Annotated in this window: 17 protein-coding genes and 1 pseudogene; 13 read left to right on the forward strand and 5 right to left on the reverse strand. The window is 39.5% G+C overall.

Annotated elements, in window-relative coordinates; genetic code table 11:
- Positions 1–66: 66 nt before the first annotated feature.
- The 4 genes from BBI08_RS01910 (at position 67) to BBI08_RS01925 (ending at position 3,612) form a co-directional block, all read left to right on the forward strand.
- Positions 67–279 (forward strand): hypothetical protein, encoded by a 213-nt coding sequence (locus BBI08_RS01910; RefSeq protein ID WP_008498668.1) that lies wholly within the window; start codon positions 67–69, stop codon positions 277–279.
- 109 nt (positions 280–388) lie between these two features.
- Entirely contained in the window at positions 389–1,657 is a 1,269-nt protein-coding gene (locus tag BBI08_RS01915; protein WP_008498669.1) for an acetyl-CoA hydrolase/transferase family protein, read from the forward strand.
- Between the two features lie 358 nt (positions 1,658–2,015).
- Positions 2,016–2,417 carry a MarR family winged helix-turn-helix transcriptional regulator gene (locus BBI08_RS01920; protein ID WP_008498670.1) on the forward strand — a complete coding sequence of 134 codons (402 nt, stop codon included), beginning with the start codon at positions 2,016–2,018 and terminating at the stop codon, positions 2,415–2,417.
- Between the two features lie 22 nt (positions 2,418–2,439).
- Complete coding sequence (locus tag BBI08_RS01925) at positions 2,440–3,612, forward strand: MFS transporter (RefSeq protein ID WP_008498671.1); 1,173 nt, start codon at positions 2,440–2,442, stop codon at positions 3,610–3,612.
- Between the two features lie 67 nt (positions 3,613–3,679).
- Here the strand turns inward: BBI08_RS01925 and trhA are convergent, their stop codons facing one another.
- A complete protein-coding gene (gene trhA / locus BBI08_RS01930) occupies positions 3,680–4,327 on the reverse strand; it encodes a PAQR family membrane homeostasis protein TrhA (protein WP_008498672.1) in 648 nt (215 codons plus the stop codon).
- 133 nt (positions 4,328–4,460) lie between these two features.
- Between trhA and BBI08_RS01935 the strand changes: the two genes are divergently transcribed.
- Complete coding sequence (locus BBI08_RS01935; RefSeq protein WP_237146564.1) at positions 4,461–5,045, forward strand: DUF1836 domain-containing protein; 585 nt, start codon at positions 4,461–4,463, stop codon at positions 5,043–5,045.
- Positions 5,038–5,502: a YaiI/YqxD family protein gene (locus tag BBI08_RS01940; protein WP_040851094.1), complete on the forward strand. Its 465-nt coding sequence runs from the start codon at positions 5,038–5,040 to the stop codon at positions 5,500–5,502. Before BBI08_RS01935 ends, BBI08_RS01940 begins: the two co-directional genes overlap by 8 nt.
- Positions 5,503–5,530: 28 nt before the next feature.
- On the opposite strand, the gene BBI08_RS01945 is transcribed toward BBI08_RS01940, so the two are convergent.
- Positions 5,531–6,634 (reverse strand): S-layer homology domain-containing protein, encoded by a 1,104-nt coding sequence (locus tag BBI08_RS01945; RefSeq protein WP_008498677.1) that lies wholly within the window; start codon positions 6,632–6,634, stop codon positions 5,531–5,533.
- Positions 6,635–6,869: 235 nt separating this feature from the next.
- On the opposite strand from BBI08_RS01945, the gene BBI08_RS01950 reads away from it, so the two are divergent.
- From BBI08_RS01950 to BBI08_RS01970, 5 genes are all read left to right on the forward strand, one after another.
- The gene (locus tag BBI08_RS01950; RefSeq protein ID WP_008498678.1) at positions 6,870–7,151 is read left to right on the forward strand and encodes a hypothetical protein; all 282 of its coding nucleotides are present in this window, start codon (positions 6,870–6,872) and stop codon (positions 7,149–7,151) included.
- Positions 7,152–7,241: 90 nt separating this feature from the next.
- Entirely contained in the window at positions 7,242–8,333 is a 1,092-nt protein-coding gene (locus BBI08_RS01955) for an AI-2E family transporter (protein WP_008498679.1), read from the forward strand.
- A gap of 115 nt (positions 8,334–8,448) precedes the next feature.
- Positions 8,449–9,231 (forward strand): transporter substrate-binding domain-containing protein, encoded by a 783-nt coding sequence (locus tag BBI08_RS01960; RefSeq protein WP_008498680.1) that lies wholly within the window; start codon positions 8,449–8,451, stop codon positions 9,229–9,231.
- A gap of 58 nt (positions 9,232–9,289) precedes the next feature.
- The gene (locus tag BBI08_RS01965) at positions 9,290–9,934 is read left to right on the forward strand and encodes an amino acid ABC transporter permease (RefSeq protein WP_008431290.1); all 645 of its coding nucleotides are present in this window, start codon (positions 9,290–9,292) and stop codon (positions 9,932–9,934) included.
- Positions 9,931–10,659: an amino acid ABC transporter ATP-binding protein gene (locus BBI08_RS01970; protein ID WP_065528437.1), complete on the forward strand. Its 729-nt coding sequence runs from the start codon at positions 9,931–9,933 to the stop codon at positions 10,657–10,659. Before BBI08_RS01965 ends, BBI08_RS01970 begins: the two co-directional genes overlap by 4 nt.
- A 213-nt stretch (positions 10,660–10,872) precedes the next feature.
- On the opposite strand, the gene BBI08_RS01975 is transcribed toward BBI08_RS01970, so the two are convergent.
- Together BBI08_RS01975 and BBI08_RS01980 are read right to left on the reverse strand one after the other, a co-directional pair.
- Complete coding sequence (locus BBI08_RS01975) at positions 10,873–11,313, reverse strand: peptidylprolyl isomerase (RefSeq protein WP_008498682.1); 441 nt, start codon at positions 11,311–11,313, stop codon at positions 10,873–10,875.
- Positions 11,314–11,390: 77 nt separating this feature from the next.
- Entirely contained in the window at positions 11,391–12,182 is a 792-nt protein-coding gene (locus BBI08_RS01980; RefSeq protein WP_008498683.1) for an SDR family oxidoreductase, read from the reverse strand.
- A 157-nt stretch (positions 12,183–12,339) separates the two neighbouring features.
- Here BBI08_RS01980 and BBI08_RS01985 point away from each other — a divergent pair, with 157 nt between their 5' ends.
- Entirely contained in the window at positions 12,340–13,326 is a 987-nt protein-coding gene (locus BBI08_RS01985) for an NAD(P)/FAD-dependent oxidoreductase (protein WP_065528438.1), read from the forward strand.
- Between the two features lie 39 nt (positions 13,327–13,365).
- On the opposite strand, the pseudogene BBI08_RS01990 reads toward BBI08_RS01985, so the two are convergent.
- A pseudogene (locus BBI08_RS01990) lies at positions 13,366–14,865 on the reverse strand (BCCT family transporter).
- Positions 14,866–15,092: 227 nt separating this feature from the next.
- Here BBI08_RS01990 and BBI08_RS01995 point away from each other — a divergent pair.
- Positions 15,093–15,863, forward strand: coding sequence for a 3D domain-containing protein (locus tag BBI08_RS01995; RefSeq protein ID WP_008498684.1), 771 nt, complete (start codon positions 15,093–15,095; stop codon positions 15,861–15,863).
- Positions 15,864–15,875 lie beyond the last annotated feature (12 nt).

Raw genomic sequence — 15,875 nt, forward strand, 5'->3', positions numbered from 1 at the left:
TTATTGGAGACGCGGATTGCACTTCGCATTACGGGGGAACCAACGAAAACCAAAGGAGTTTAGAAGATGAAAGATTTTAGTTTTAAAGCGCGAGTTATCTATTTTGGCGCAATTGCTATAATCAGTCTTTCTTTTTTAGCATTGCAGCTTACTGCTGTAATGCAAGGATCTAACGGGGGAGGCTCTATTACGCTCGTGATTCTATGGTCGATTATGGCATTGTTTGGCTTGGCAGGGATCGGGTACGCTTTGAAAAGACGGAACCGTCAGAAAAACTGACGGTTTTTATTTTTGGTTGAAACGAAATAGTTTATAAATTTAAGTAATAAATGACCCTGCAGAATATATGGTAAAGTTAGAATAGAGTGAAAAAGCAGGGGGTTATAAGATGGACAAGCACTTAACGCCACAAGAAGTTGTAAATTTAATCGATAAAAATGCGGATTTGATTATTCCAATCGCCAACGGAGAACCGATCCGATTACTAGATATATTAGAAGAAAACGCTGAGCAACTAGAGGGAGTAAAAATTCATCAAATGTTGGCTTTACGATCACGGTCATACATTCAAGGTGAAATCGAGCAATTAAAACATGTTTCGTATTTTCTTAGTGGTGCCACACGTAAAGTATATCAACAAGCAAAAATAGATTTGGTTCCGAATAACTTTCATGAAGTGCCTCGTCTGCTCCGAAAAACGACGAAAATGTCGATGATTTTGACAGTCGCGTCGCCGATGGATGAACACGGATATTTCACGTTAGGAACACAGGCTGATTATGTTGCTGAATTTATAGGCAAAGTGCCGTTTATTTTAGAAGTAAACAAAAACATGCCGCGGACATTTGGTCGCAACCAAATCCACATTAGCCAAATTTCAGGTTATGTAGAGCATCATGGAGCTCTTTCAGAAGAAATAATTCCAGAAGTTTGCGATCGGGATTTATTGATCGCATCTAACATTATTCAAGACATTCAAGACGGAGACACACTACAAATTGGAATCGGTTCTGTGCCCAATGCCGTTATTAGCATGTTAAAAGATCATCGGCATTTAGGAATTCATACAGAAATGTTGCCAGATGGAGTTGCAGGTTTGGTAGCTGCAGGAGCAGTAGATGGCACACGGAAATTCACGAACCCTGGAAAAATTATTGCCACTTTCGCTTTTGGATCTAAAAATTTGTATGACTTTATCAACAATAATCCGGCAGTAGAATTTTTGCCAGTTAGTGTGGTGAACGATCCGCGAGAAATTGCGAAAGAAAAAAATATCGTTTCCATTAACTCAACGACAGAAGTTGATTTGTTTGGGCAATGTGCTTCTGAAACTGTTGGAGGTAAATATTATTCGTCAAGTGGAGGCCAAGTTGATTTTGCGCGCGGTGTTCGTTTTGCTGAAAATGGCAAAGGTTATATTTGTATGCCGTCGACTGCTAAGGACGATACGTTATCCCGTATCAAGCTTCATCTTACGCCAGGGTCTGTCGTAACGACTGGCAAAAATGATGTGGACAATATTGTTACAGAGTTCGGCGTTGCTCGCTTACACGGCGTTTCCATTTCAGAACGTGCTAAACGTCTAGCAGCAATAGCGCATCCTAAGTTCCGTGAAGAATTACTATTTGATGCAAAAAAACAAGGGTTGTTAATTTAATAATGAGAGAAACCGTTTTCTTTTGAAAACGGTTTTAGCTTGTAGATGAACTCGATTTATTCGAGGACACTACAGGCTTTTTTGTTGGAAACAAATCGCTCCGGTCGCTTTGGGGATGGCTCCCGCCAGAAGCCAGAAAAACCACCTGTCTTCTAGCTTCGCCTACCCCGTGGACGCGCCGTCGCTAGTGTGGAACTCCCTTTTTTTATGATAGAAAAATAGCCTTTTTTGTCTAGACTCTGAAGCCGTGTGCTTTTGAAAACGGCTTTTTTTATTCGGTCTCCAAACCAAGTTTCTTTACTAGTCCAATAAAAGAGAATATACTTACTTAGGTAAATAATAGTTGAGGATGAGACTGATGAAAAATTTACTGTTTCATGAAATTCACCAAAAATCCCGCTTATCGATTAAAGAGGTCAATGATGCTTTAAAAGAGTTTGAATTATATAGTTCGCAATGGTCTATTCTTTTTTGTTTAAAGCAATTTGGTGCGATGACACAAAAAGAAATTTGGCAGTATTTGAATGTGGAAGCACCAACCGTTACGAGGACTATCGCTCGTCTAGAGGAAAGCCGATGGGTGTTTCGAGAAGAAGGTCACGATAAGCGAGCAAGAATTGTTCACTTAACACCTTTTGCGCAACAAAATTTACCAGCAATCGAAAAGCGGATTCAGCACGTAGAGGAAGAGATGGTATCGAGTCTTTCAGAGGAAGAGCAAGATCAGCTCCTCTCGTTACTGAAAAAAATCGGACAATAATTTTAGGAAGAAGATGTAATGAATGACTGAAAAAAGACCAATTTGGACAAAAAGTTTTGTTAATATTTCAATCAGCACGTTTTTTGTTTTTGTCGTTTTTTATGCATTGCTAACATATATGCCACTTTATGTACTAAACGATTTAAAAGGCACAGCTACAGAAGCAGGATTAGTAATATCCGTATTCTTGCTGTCTGCCATCATTATGCGTTTCTTGTCAGGGATGATTTTGGAGAAATTCGGCAAAAAAAGAATGTTGCTAATTTCAGTACTTCTGTTTGCTGTTAGTACGATACTCTATCTATTTGTGGGTAGTTTCACGTCACTTTTATGGCTGCGGTTTTTCCACGGTATTTGGTTTAGCTTGTTAACGACTGTAGCAGGAGCGATAGCGGCGGACATTATTCCACCAGAGCGACGCGGTGAAGGTTTGGGCTATTATGGCATTGCGATGAACTTAGCGGTAGTTGTTGGTCCTTTTATAGTATTAACCTTGCAACAATATGTATCAGCACACATTATTTTTATCGTCCTTGCGGTTATTATCATTATCGGATTTTTATGTGCGTTAGCTGTTCAAGTAAATGAAGAACCCTATAGTAAAAAACCAAAACATAAATTGTCGATCAACGACTTTTTAGAGAAAAAAACGATGCCAATTGCAACTGTTGGTTTTTTAATCGCATTTGCGTATGCCAGTGTTATCGCATTTATCTCTGTCTATGCGGAATCGTTAGGGCTCATCAAAACCGCAAGTTTTTTCTTTCTTGTATATGCAATGGCGATGCTAATTGTTCGACCAATTACGGGGAGGTTGTTTGATGCTATAGGACCTAAAGTTGTCATTATTCCTTCGATTGTTATTTTTGGTGTGGGACTGATCACATTAAGCTTTACAGAAGTTTCATGGATGCTGCTATTGTCAGGAGCGTTAATTGGTCTTGGTTATGGAACCTTATTGCCGAGTTTTCAAAGCCTTGCCATACAGGCGGCTGATAAGCATCGTAGTGGTTATGCTACAGGTACTTTCTTTGCCTTTTATGATAGCGGGATTGCCATTGGCTCAGTGTTGCTTGGGTTAATCGCGGGAATTTCCGGTTATTCTAATCTCTACTTAATGCTTGGAGTGTTTGTGATTCTCGTTGTGTTTTACTATATGTGGATTGCATCAAAACAAGAGACTCAGCCTAATTAACAATACTTATAGATTTTCTTAATAAGCTAAAAGGTGCACAAAGAAATTTGTGCACCCTTTTTTCATGTTATAGCACATAAAAGTAAACGGATAAGAAATGACAAAGGCTACCGAAAAGAATAAAAAGGTGGAAAATTTCGTGAAACCCTAAATGTTTGGAAGACAGGGAATTTGGTTTAATGCCATAAATAATACCACCAACTGTATAAGAAACTCCGCCAGCAACAAGTAAAAGTAAGCCTGTTAAAGAAAGGGTATTTGCTAATGGCACGACTGCAAAAATGATAATCCAACCCATTGCGATGTAAATCACAGTAGATAGCCATCTCGGGGAATGGAACCAAACCATTTTAAAGAAGATTCCGCTGAGTCCTAACACAGTCACAAGCGAAAACAAGGTCCATCCGAGTGTACCGCCAAGCGCAATGAGACAAAAAGGTGCATAAGATCCTGCGATTAAGGCGAAAATCATCGAGTGATCGAGTTTTCGTAAAAAGGCAATAATGTAAGGCTGAGAAAGGGCTGAATGATAAATGGTTGAAGCACTGTATAAAAAGATTAAGCTAATGCCAAAAATGGAGACAGCTGCTACGTGTAAAGCCGGTTGATCGGCATAAGCAGTTTTAATGACCATTGCCAATAAGGCAGCCAAAGACAATAAAGCTCCTACTAAATGGGATAAAGCGTTAAATGGTTCTCGAATGTATGTGTTCATATGAAAAGCTCCTCACTATATGTAGTTATCGAAACTACTTATAAAGATACTCGCATTATATAATGTAGTCAAGTTTGGAGAATTATTGATAATGATGTAAAATAGCGAGTATGAAATACCTCGGGGAGCGTGAGTGCATATCGGAAACGCAAATAGACTAATCGAAGAAATGGCTTTTCACAATCAAGTTTTGCCAGAAGACATTCCAAAAATTGATTTGTATATTGATCAAGTAATTCAATTGTTTGAATCCAGTTTCGCAGAAACAAAACGACATCCAGATGAAAAAATTCTCACTAAAACCATGATTAATAATTACGCAAAAGGAAAATTGTTTTATCCCATTCAAAACAAAAAGTACAGTCGGGATCACATTATGCTCATCAGCTTGATTTATCAGATGAAAAGCGCATTATCGATCAATGACGTCAAGCAAGTATTAGATGGCATCAATGAAAAAGCAGAACAAAAAGAGCTAGACCTTGAACAGTTTTATCAAAGCTATTTAAACCTTCAGCAAAACAATAGAACATTTTTTGAGACTGGACTAACACAACAAGCGGAAAAAGCTGCCGAACAAGTAGCCGGCTTTGAGGGTTCAGAAGAATTAGAGCGTGTCCTACTAATTGCATCACTAGTGCACACGAGCAATCTTTATAGAAGAGCGGCTGAAAAACTAGTGGATGAAATGGTGGAGGGGGTAAAGCGTGATGAGTAAAATTCTAATTGATGCAGACGGTTGTCCGGTTGTGTCACAAACAATTGATTTGGCGAAAGTTTATCGTTTACCCGTCATTTTGATTTGCGATACTTCCCACGAAATGCATAGAGAAGGTGCAGAGACCATCACAGTATCGAAAGGGGCAGATGCTGTGGATTTTGTTCTTGTAAACCGAGTGAAAAAAGGCGATATTGTGGTGACGCAAGATTATGGGCTTGCAGCAATGGTTCTTGCCAAACGCGGGATACCGATTGATCAAAACGGTCGCGTTTATTCGGATGAAAATATCGAACAATTGCTTCACGGTCGCCATGTCGCGAAGAAGATTCGCCAAGGCGGCGGCAGGATGAAAGGACCGAAAAAACGGCAGTCCGAAGATAATGAGAAGTTCCAAGCTGCTTTAACACAGTTGTTAATACAAGCTAAAGAAAACGAAGAAATGCCTGGCAAATAAAGTCGCCAGGCATTTTTTATTTTAGCGCTTAAATGGTCCAGCGATCATTGATAATCGCTACGAGTATCCATTTACCGCTACTGTTTTTCTCGAATACCATACTCAGGCTTTGCCAGTCCATTCCATCGTATTGTTCTGTTCCTGGGTAATGGTATTCAACAATCATCGCACTAGGATAGAGCTGATGGATAAACTCATGAGCGGTTGGTTGAGTCGTTCTTCCATACCGATCTTTGTCGGTATAAGTCGCATTCATCAAATATTGATCATAGTACTCAGCAGGCGTTAAGTTGATCTCAAAGCCGCTACCGTCTTGGTACCCCCATAAATAATCATTGGAGTTGGTCATGAAGTTTGGAAGCTGTGTTTTAGTAAAAGTAACACCGCCGCTATCGAGACATCCACCGCTGTAAGGGCAGAAGGTCAATCCGTCTGCAGAACTTACATAAGTAGCTACGTCAGCAAAGTCTTTTGCTTTTAGCTCAGCCAAAATTTTATTGGCTGTAGAAAGCAATTTCTGCTTTTCAGGGATGAATACAGGATCAACAGCACGAGCCAGAAATGCAGCAAATTGTGCACGAGTCACTGGAACGTCAGGCCGGAACGTGTTGTCCGGATATCCGCGTGCAACGCCTTGATAAGCAAGACGTGATACGGCATTAAATGCAAAATGTTTTTTCGTCATATCTGTAAACGTATTGGCTGGAGCTTTTGGGAAATAGAAAGCTCTGTCTAGCATGGCGGCAGTCTGTCCACGAGTAACAGTCCAATTAGGACGGAAATAGTTATTCGGGAAACCAAAAATGATTTCCTTTTCAGCAGCTGAAGCAATATAACCGGAAAACGGATGACTTGAAGGAACATCTCTAAAACCGGTCGAGCGGGCAGTGTCGTCTAAATACACAGCTCGTCCAATCATCGCAATGGCATGAGCACGAGTGACAGGGTCATTTGGTCTGAAGGTGCCATCGGGATAACCATTGATGATGCCTTCTTCATAAAGGTAAGCAATTTCAAAAGCAAACGGGTGGTCGGCATTTACATCATCAAACAAAACAATCGCGTTGGCGGGAGTTAAAAACATACTGAACATCAGGATGGCAGCTGCAATTAAAGACAAAAAAGTCTTCATATTTATCCCTCCCTATTTGATCTCATTTTACCACAATAAAAGGGATATTGTAACAAAATATTGTTATAAAAATAATAAATTATTATTTTTATGCGTTGGTATACGAATGATGAAAAAGCTACTTTCAAGTAAGTTTTATAGCGCCAAGTACAAGTTTAGCTGAGCCAGTTTAAAAAACAAAAAAGGGGTATATAAGGAGGAAGCGAGTATATATTTTTTGGAGGGATTAATTTACATGAAAAAATCAACAATGAACACATTGATTGGTAGTGCACTTGCAGCTGCTTCAGGTATTTTTGTTTACCGAGCTTACCAGGAGAAAAATACTGTTCGTGTGGAACCAGACATAGATATGTACAACAGCGCGGAAATCGACAAACGTGAAAGTGTCGATGCATTAGATGACTCTGCTGAACAAGGCTTATCGCAATTGGATTCTATTTACCGCGATGAATGGCAGGCTAATGGATTTCCACAAACTCATAAAGAAATGCGTGAGCTTGAAGAAGATAAATAAGAGATAACCGAAAGCGAAAGCAAAGTGAGTTTTGCTTTCGCTTTTATATGCTGAAATTTAAGGCGTAAATAAGGAAAGGAGGAAAAAAATATGTGGATTAGAAAGCCGTTTTTTGAATACACAACAGCTATATTGCTCGTTGCTATCACGTTGTTTTTCTTAGGGCAAATTGATTATGCTTTAGAACCTATACAAATTATTATTGCGACTATTTTTGCTCCAGTCTTGTTAGGTGGTCTTTTTTATTATTTATTGCGACCTTTTGTAAATTGGCTATCACGGTTTGTACCGAAAATTGCAGGAATCGGAATCATTTTTACAATCATTGCTTTAACCGCAACTCTTTTGCTGTACTTTTTTGGACCTGTTATTACTAAACAAGTTGATAGTTTGGTAAACTTAGCGCCAGAAACAGTTGAAGAAGTGACCGAAGAATCGGATCATTTTTTGGCTAATTTTCAATTTGCGGGAGTGACTGGTTCAGAAATTCGGATATGGACTTTGGATTATTTAGAAAATCTTTCAGAAGGTTTATTGGATAACGTCATGAACATTTTAACCATGCTTATGAATATCGTGATTGTCTTAATCGTTGTGCCTTTTGTCTTGTTCTTTCTATTAAAGGACGATGACAAGTTTATCCCTCATTTAACTAAATATTTGCCAGAAGAGCATAAATCGGAAGGCAGAAAGATACTAAAAGATGTCGACCAAACTTTGTCTTCGTTTATCCTCGGTCAAGCTTTTGTAGCTGCAGTAGTGGGAACTTTGATGTATATCGGATATCTTATTATTGGCTTGGACTATGCCTTGAGTTTGGCGATTTTTGCGATGTTTCTAATTATTGTGCCGTTTTTAGGTCCGCTTATTGGGATTATTCCCGCATTGTTTGTAGCATTAACAAGCGGAGATATGTGGATGGTGATGAAGGTTATCCTTGTGTTGCTAGTTGTTCAACAAATTGAAGGGAATTTAGTCACGCCGAACATTATGGGGAATCGCTTAAACATCCACCCTTTGACAATTATTTTGCTGTTAATGATTGCTGGGGCATTATATGGGTTTGTCGGAATTTTAATTGCAATTCCAACATATGCAGTTTTGAAAACCTTGGTTCATAACTTCCGTTTGTTTAATCGATTGCGTAAAAAAAGAGAAGTTTCTAGTAAGAAAGAACTTTAGTACTGATTCGTTTCGTAATATTTCAGTTATTTTTTATCAAAGGTTCTGAAATTGAGAAAATTATGATATATTAAGATTTAGTAAGGTCAATGATAGAAAACAAGGGGGAACTAAAATGAAAAAATGGAGTCTTTTAGCACTACTTATGGCAATGCTGCTCGTGATCGCTGCTTGTGGATCCGACGAGAGTGAAGATACAACAAGTGAGGACGGCGGAAGTGACGCAAAAACGTATAAAGTAGGAATCGATACAACATATCCACCTTTCGAGTTTGAAGTAGACGGTGAATATACAGGAATTGATATTGACTTGATTACAGCGATTGCTGAAAACCAAGGTTTCGAAATTGAATTCAGCCCAATGGACTTTGGCGGAATTATCCCAGCTTTGCAAGCAGATCAATTGGACGTGGCAATTGCTGGTATGAGTATTACAGATGAGCGTAAAGCAGTAGTAGACTTTTCTGATCCTTATTTTGATGCAGGTTTGTCTCTTGTTGTAGCAGAAGATAACAGTGAAATTACATCTTTAGACGATCTAGAAGGCAAAACAGTAGCGGTTAAGAGTGGAACAACTGGTGCTCAATTTGCTCGTGATAACGAAGCAGAATATGGTTACACAGTAGCACAATTCGAAGATAGCCCATCTATGTTCCAAGAAGTTTCAAACGGCAATGCAGCAGTATTGTTAGAAGATTACCCAGTTATCGCTTATGCAATTGCTGAAAGTGGACTTTCTTTAAAAACAGTAGGAGATCGTTTAACTGGAGATCAGTACGGAATTGCTGTATTAAAAGGTCAAAACGCAGAAGTTCTTGAGCAAATCAACACAGGTCTTCAAGAATTGCGTGACAGCGGTAAATACGATGAAATTTTAGCGAAGTATATTGCAGAATAAAAAATAAATGTAGCGCGCATAAGCGCGCTGCATTTTTTTATTCAAAGGAGATGTAAAAATGGATACAATTATTAATGCCTTTCCGTATTTAATGGAAGGTTTGAAAGTAACGTTATATATATTTGCAATTGCTATTGTTCTTGGATTTTTAATTGGTTTAATTGTTGCGCTGTTTAGACTAGCACCTTTGAAAATTTTAAATTGGATTGCAAAAATCTTTGTTGATGCTATTCGAGGTACACCATTTATCGTCCAGTTATTCTTTATATATTTTGGTTTGAACTCTTTAGCTTTTATTTCTTTGGATAATACTACTGCAGGAATTGTAACAGTAGCGATTAACGCAGGTGCTTATTTCTCGGAAATCATTCGTGCAGGTATTCAATCGATTGATAAAGGACAGACAGAAGCAGCACGTTCGCTAGGTTTGAATTCAACACAAAACATGCGCTATATCGTATTGCCGCAAGCTTTTAGACGCATGCTGCCAACGATTACGAACCAAGCGATTATTTCATTAAAAGATACATCTTTGCTGTCGGTCATTGGCGTAGCAGATTTGACGCAAGAAGGTCGGATTCAGGCCAGCGCCACGTTTGACGCTTTTAATGTGTACTTAATCCTAGGAATTATATACTTCGTCGTTATTTACTTGCTCTCCATGCTGGCGAATTATGTAGAAAGGAAGTTTGTATTACGATGACTATGATTCGAGTAGAGAACTTAAAAAAATCATTCGGCAATTTGGAAGTTATAAAAGACATCAGTACGGTTGTGGAAGAAAAAGAAGTCATTTGTGTCATTGGTCCATCTGGTTCGGGGAAAAGTACGTTTCTACGTTGCTTAAACCGACTTGAAGAAATTACAGGAGGACATGTTTTTATTGAAGAAACGGATATTACAGATCCGAAAATAGACATCAACCAAATTCGTCAAGATGTTGGAATGGTATTTCAACAATTTAACTTGTTTCCTCATAAATCGGTACTGGAAAATATTGTTTTAGCACCAATGAAAGTGAAAAAAGGCGACAGAAAAGCTGTGGAGAAAAAGGCTTATGAACTGTTGGACAAAGTTGGACTTCGTGAAAAAGCAAAAGCTTATCCAGGTGAACTTTCTGGTGGTCAAAAGCAGCGTGTGGCGATTGCTCGCGCACTGGCGATGGATCCGAAAATCATGTTGTTTGATGAACCAACTTCTGCACTTGACCCTGAGATGGTAGGCGATGTGCTAGATGTTATGAAGCAATTAGCACAAGAAGGTATGACCATGGTCGTTGTGACACACGAAATGGGATTTGCTGCTGAAATGGGCGATCGCGTGTTGTTTATTGATGGAGGTTATATTGTGGAAGAAAATGTGCCGAAAGAATTGTTTGGCAATCCGCAACATGAACGAACAAAAGCGTTTTTAAGTAAAGTGTTATAAAAGATGCGCCTGCGGGCGTATTTTTTTTGTGGATTTTTGCGTTTGGACGGTATTTGCTATGATTTGGACAGTATTCTATTCGAATCCGACAGTATTTCATTCCATTCGGACAGTATTCAACGCAAACCCGACAGTATTTCAAAAATATGGAATAAAACATCAAACAAAAAACCGAACTGGATGAAAATCCAGTTCGGTCGAGCTCAATTGTTTTTATTCTTCGTCAAAAACGTGAACTTTTGTCATTTTGTCGCCATTGCTCATCGCTTTAGCAGTTTCAAGTCCTGAAGTCACTTGTCCGAAAACAGTGTGAACGCCGTCAAGATGCGGTTGTGGTGCGTGAACGACAAAGAATTGGCTTGAGCCAGTATCTTTACCTGCATGCGCCATTGAAAGGCTTCCTGCTTGGTGTTTGTGTGGGTTGCCTGCAGTTTCACATTTGATTGTTTTGCCGCTGCCGCCAGCACCAGTACCAGTAGGGTCGCCGCCTTGGCTTACGAAGCCAGGAATTACGCGGTGGAATGTTACGTCATTGTAGAAACCTGAGTTTGCAAGGTCCTCAAAGTTTGCAACAGTGTTTGGTGCTTCATTTGGGAAAAGTTCGAATTCGATGATTTCGCCATTTTCCATGTGGATGTGTCCTTTTTTAGCCATGTTAAAACATCTCCTTTATAATAGGTTCATTTTCTAGTATATCGATTTTTGAGGTGGCTGTATAATCATTTGGCACATTACAATGCTTTTAATGATCCGCCTTCCACAACGAGCGATTGTCCCGTTAAAAAAGAGTTAGCCGAAGATGCAAGAAAAACGATGATTTTGGCAAATTCCTCAGGCTCCCCGTAGCGTCCAGCTGGAATCGCTGTTTTGCTTTTTTCAACAATTTGTTCGATTGAAACACCTTGTTTGTCTGCAGCAATTTGATCGAGTTCAGCGACGCGGTCTGTAGCAAATCGCCCAGGGCCGACAGTATTGACCAAAATATTATCGCCTGCAACTTCACGCGCCAAAGTTTTTGCAAAACCAACCATTCCTGCACGGAAAGTGTTCGACAAGATCAATCCATCAATGACTTCTTTAACGGAAGAAGAGGAAACGTTAATGATGCGTCCGAATTGTTGTTTCTTCATATAAGGAAGAACTGCGCGAGACGCGCGAATGTAGCTCAATAAATTTTGTTCAAAAGCTTGGTACCAGTCAGCATCTTCAACGGCATCAAACCCACCAGCTTTTGGACCACCTGTATTGTTGACCAAAACGTCAACACGGCCAAATTGATCGGCTACAAATTGAAACAAATTGAGGATGTCTTGTTCTTTAGAGCCATCGCAAACGTGTGAGAATATTTGTTGATTGCTAGAATTTTTTTTGATTTCAGCTGCCGTCTCATCAAGCGTCTGCTGATTTCGACTAGAGATAATGACAATTGCGCCTTCTTTAGCAAACTCGAGTGCAATCGCTTTGCCGAGTCCCTTACTAGAAGCCATGACAACTACTACTTTTTCTTTAATTCCTAAGTCCACTGCATTCATCCTTTCCTATGTACCCAAGCTTTAGTTTAAAGATAAAAGATAGAGTATTCAAACTTTTATTTTTTTAATTTCCGTCATAAGTCCAATGGCGTGAAACCGGGGGGAATATGATAGGATATAGTTACTGATTAGATTAGGAGTGTTATAAATGGAAGAACGCGAAGTTTTTGATATAACGATTATCGGCGGCGGGCCAACGGGCTTGTTTGCTTCCTTTTACGGCGGTATGCGCAAAATGAAAGTTAAAATCATAGACAGTTTGCCACAACTAGGTGGACAATTGACTGAATTATATCCGGATAAATTCATTTACGACATTGGTGGATTTCCCAAAGTATTAGCAAAAGATTTAGTAGACAACTTAGTCCAACAAGCAAAATACGGAGACCCTGAAATTTGTTTAGAGGAAACCGTAACAGCTGCTGAGCGTCACGGAGATCATTTTGTGATACAAACAGACAAAGGCCTTCATTATTCAAAAGCGATTTTGTTAACAGCAGGAGTCGGTGCATTCCAACCGCGTAAACTAGCAGTTGATGGGTGCGAAGCTTTTGAAGGGAAATCGCTTCATTACGGAGTAAAAGATTTAACGGTCTTCAGCGATAAGAAAGTGGTTGTTTTAGGTGGCGGTGATTCAGCAGTCGACTGGTCGATGATGCTTGAAAACGTCGCTTCGCATGTAACGTTAAGCCATCGCAGAGAGAAAATGACTGCACACGAAGCGAATATCGATGTTTTGATGGCATCAAAAGTAGAAGTAAAAAAACCTTTTGGCGTAAAAGAATTAGTCGGCGAAAACGGTCAAGTCCGTGAGCTTGTTCTAATTGACAAAGAAGGAAATGAAGAACGTCTTGAAGTAGACCATGTAATTTGCAACTATGGCAATATTACTTCCCTAGGTGCTATTAAAGAGTGGGGTCTTGAGATGGATAAAAACTCAGTCATCGTTAACTCTAAAATGGAAACAAGCATTCCGGGCATTTACGCTGCGGGAGACATTGCAACGTACGAAGGGAAAGTTAAACTGATCGCAGTAGGTTTTGGTGAAGCACCAACAGCTATCAACAACGCAAAATCTTACTTAGATCCAAAGTCAAAAGTTCAACCATTACACAGTACGAGCGTATTTAAATAAAACCAAAAAATCCGTTGCCTTCAATAGGCAACGGATTTTTTATTGTTTTTTAGAACTTTTAACAAGTGGATCTTGTGCAGCAACCTTAAGAAAGGACACACCCATTAAGAGGATAACAACTGAAAATGGCAAAGCCGCAATAATCAAGGCATTTTGAAAACCTTGCGTACCGCCTGTGTAAATGACGATAGCGGAAACCGAGGATTGAATAATACCCCACGTAATTTTAACGAGGTTAGGTGGGTTTAACATGCCTCCGGTTGTCTGCATGCCAAGTAAGAATGTTGCTGAATAGGCAGAAGTGATAAAGAAAATCGCGATAACAATCATTGTGATAAATGACAGCGAAGTTCCAAGTGGATAATGCTGCAGAACGCCAAAAGCCGCTGTTTCTATACTGTGTTCAGAAATTTTAGCGATGCCGTTTTGCTCAAGATTCAATGCAGACACGCCAAACACTGCGAAAAAGATAAAGCATACTAAAGAAGGAACCAATAAAACACCAAGCATAAACTCTTTAATGGTACGGCCGCGAGAAATACGGACGATAAAGATTCCGACAAACGAAGCCCAAGAAATCCACCAAGCCCAGTAAAATACGGTCCAGCCATTGATCCAAGTGCGTTGTTCTTCATTGACCGGTTCCAAATTAAAGCTCATGGAAAAGAAGTTTGTTAAATATCGTCCAATTGTATCGGGATATGAATTGGAAATATAAAGTGTAGGACCAACAATCAATAACAATAGGAGCAATACAAAAGCAAGAATCATATTGATGTTACTCAAATATTTTATCCCGCGTCCAATTACCTGACCATGCAGACCCGATGAAAAGAACGGTCGTGACCGCGAGAATTACCAATTGGAAGGCAAATGTATTGGGAGTGCCGAAAAGAAAGGACGAGCCTTCGTTTATTTGTGCAGATCCAAATCCAAGTGTTGAAGCAACACCGATAATAGTCGCAAAGACTGCTAACGTATCAATCAGTTTTCCTAATGGACCCGCCATTAACTTTTTGCCGAATAAAGGAATAAGTGTAGCACTAATCAAACCCGGTGCATCGTTGTGAAATTTAAAATAAGCTAAAACTAATGCGACAATGCCGTAAATTGCTCAAGCGTGTAAGCCCAGTGAAAAAAAGAGAATTGGATTGCTTCTTGAATCGCTTGATCTGATCCGAGCTCAGACTTGAGAGCTTTGATGAAAGCATGAGAGATTGGTTCAGCGGTTGTCCAAAAAACTAACCCCATGCCCACTCAAGCGCTAAATAACATCGCAAACCAAGAGATAAGAGAAAACTCTGGCTCGTCGCTAGGTTTACCTAACTTCAAATTCAAAAATCCAGAAAAGATCAAATATACGCAGACAACCAAAATTAAGAATACGGTTTAAAGATAGTACCAACCAAATGTACTTGAAATAGCAGAGGTCCATTCGCAAGTTTGCAAGTTAAAACCTTCTGGCGAAGCGAGACCCCAAGCGAGCATGCCTAAACAAAGTAATAATGAAGTCCAAAAAAAAATCGTCACATTCTTCAACAATCTCTCTCCTTTTCGTTTCTTTCATGTTTACTGATTTCTGGGAGTTAAACGGTTTACTGTCGATTTTTTGAATTTTTCTACACGTTATCAGTTTTATTACATTTTGTAATAAAGTGAAATTTTGTGTCATGAAATTGTTATGTTTTATCTGTCGTTTTGAAATGTTCTTGACATGTCGAGGTGTTATGATCGTTCCTGTTAGTGAAAAGGAGGAATTTCAATTTATGAAAAAGCAAATCGTTACACTAACTGCTATTGCAGCATTAAGTGTGGGAGCAGCTACTACAGCTAGCGCTTCATCGTCATATACAGTTCAATCAGGTGACACTCTATGGGGAATTTCGCAAGATAATAACGTATCAGTAGAAAGCTTAAAAGGGTGGAACGATCTATCATCAGATTTAATCTTCCCAAACCAAGCACTCGAAATTGATGGGCAAGCAACATCAAAAACAACATCAGACAACTCAACATATACAGTAAAATCGGGTGACACATTATTTAAAATCGCAAGTGCTCACGGAATTTCAGTGGACAGCTTGATGAGCTGGAACAATGTTTCAAGTCATCTAATTTATCCTGGTGAACAATTTGTCGTTAAAGGCGGCACTGCAGCACCAGCACCAGCGAAATCTACAGCACCAGCACCAGCGCCAGCAAGTGCGCCTGCTGAAAAAGCACCAACACAGGCTTCAACGCAATCTGGTAAAACAATGACAGTTTCTGCGACAGCTTATACAGCTTATTGTGCAGGATGTTCTGGAACTACAGCGACAGGTATCGACCTTCGTGCAAATCCAAACCAAAAAGTAATCGCAGTTGATCCTACTGTTATTCCACTTGGCTCTAAAGTTTGGGTTGAAGGATACGGAGAAGCAATCGCTGGCGATACTGGCGGCGCAATCAAAGGTAACAAGATTGATGTCTTTATTCCAACGCAAGGCGAAGCTCTACAATGGGGTCGCAAAAACATTACAATTAAAGTCTTAAACTAAAATAATACTGCT

Origin of the sequence: Planococcus halocryophilus, assembly GCF_001687585.2 — a bacterium.
Classification (GTDB): Bacteria; Bacillota; Bacilli; order Bacillales_A; family Planococcaceae; genus Planococcus; species Planococcus halocryophilus.

Excerpts from the sequence above, each read along its gene's own strand:
- BBI08_RS01910 (WP_008498668.1), top strand. The coding sequence starts at position 67 with ATGAAAGATTTTAGTTTTAAAGCGCGAGTTATCTATTTTGGCGCAATT.
- BBI08_RS01915 (WP_008498669.1), top strand. The coding sequence starts at position 389 with ATGGACAAGCACTTAACGCCACAAGAAGTTGTAAATTTAATCGATAAA.
- BBI08_RS01920 (WP_008498670.1), top strand. The coding sequence starts at position 2,016 with ATGAAAAATTTACTGTTTCATGAAATTCACCAAAAATCCCGCTTATCG.
- BBI08_RS01925 (WP_008498671.1), top strand. The coding sequence starts at position 2,440 with ATGACTGAAAAAAGACCAATTTGGACAAAAAGTTTTGTTAATATTTCA.
- trhA (WP_008498672.1), bottom strand. The coding sequence starts at position 4,327 with ATGAACACATACATTCGAGAACCATTTAACGCTTTATCCCATTTAGTA.
- BBI08_RS01940 (WP_040851094.1), top strand. The coding sequence starts at position 5,038 with ATGAGTAAAATTCTAATTGATGCAGACGGTTGTCCGGTTGTGTCACAA.
- BBI08_RS01945 (WP_008498677.1), bottom strand. The coding sequence starts at position 6,634 with ATGAAGACTTTTTTGTCTTTAATTGCAGCTGCCATCCTGATGTTCAGT.
- BBI08_RS01950 (WP_008498678.1), top strand. The coding sequence starts at position 6,870 with ATGAAAAAATCAACAATGAACACATTGATTGGTAGTGCACTTGCAGCT.
- BBI08_RS01955 (WP_008498679.1), top strand. The coding sequence starts at position 7,242 with ATGTGGATTAGAAAGCCGTTTTTTGAATACACAACAGCTATATTGCTC.
- BBI08_RS01960 (WP_008498680.1), top strand. The coding sequence starts at position 8,449 with ATGAAAAAATGGAGTCTTTTAGCACTACTTATGGCAATGCTGCTCGTG.
- BBI08_RS01965 (WP_008431290.1), top strand. The coding sequence starts at position 9,290 with ATGGATACAATTATTAATGCCTTTCCGTATTTAATGGAAGGTTTGAAA.
- BBI08_RS01970 (WP_065528437.1), top strand. The coding sequence starts at position 9,931 with ATGACTATGATTCGAGTAGAGAACTTAAAAAAATCATTCGGCAATTTG.
- BBI08_RS01975 (WP_008498682.1), bottom strand. The coding sequence starts at position 11,313 with ATGGCTAAAAAAGGACACATCCACATGGAAAATGGCGAAATCATCGAA.
- BBI08_RS01985 (WP_065528438.1), top strand. The coding sequence starts at position 12,340 with ATGGAAGAACGCGAAGTTTTTGATATAACGATTATCGGCGGCGGGCCA.
- BBI08_RS01995 (WP_008498684.1), top strand. The coding sequence starts at position 15,093 with ATGAAAAAGCAAATCGTTACACTAACTGCTATTGCAGCATTAAGTGTG.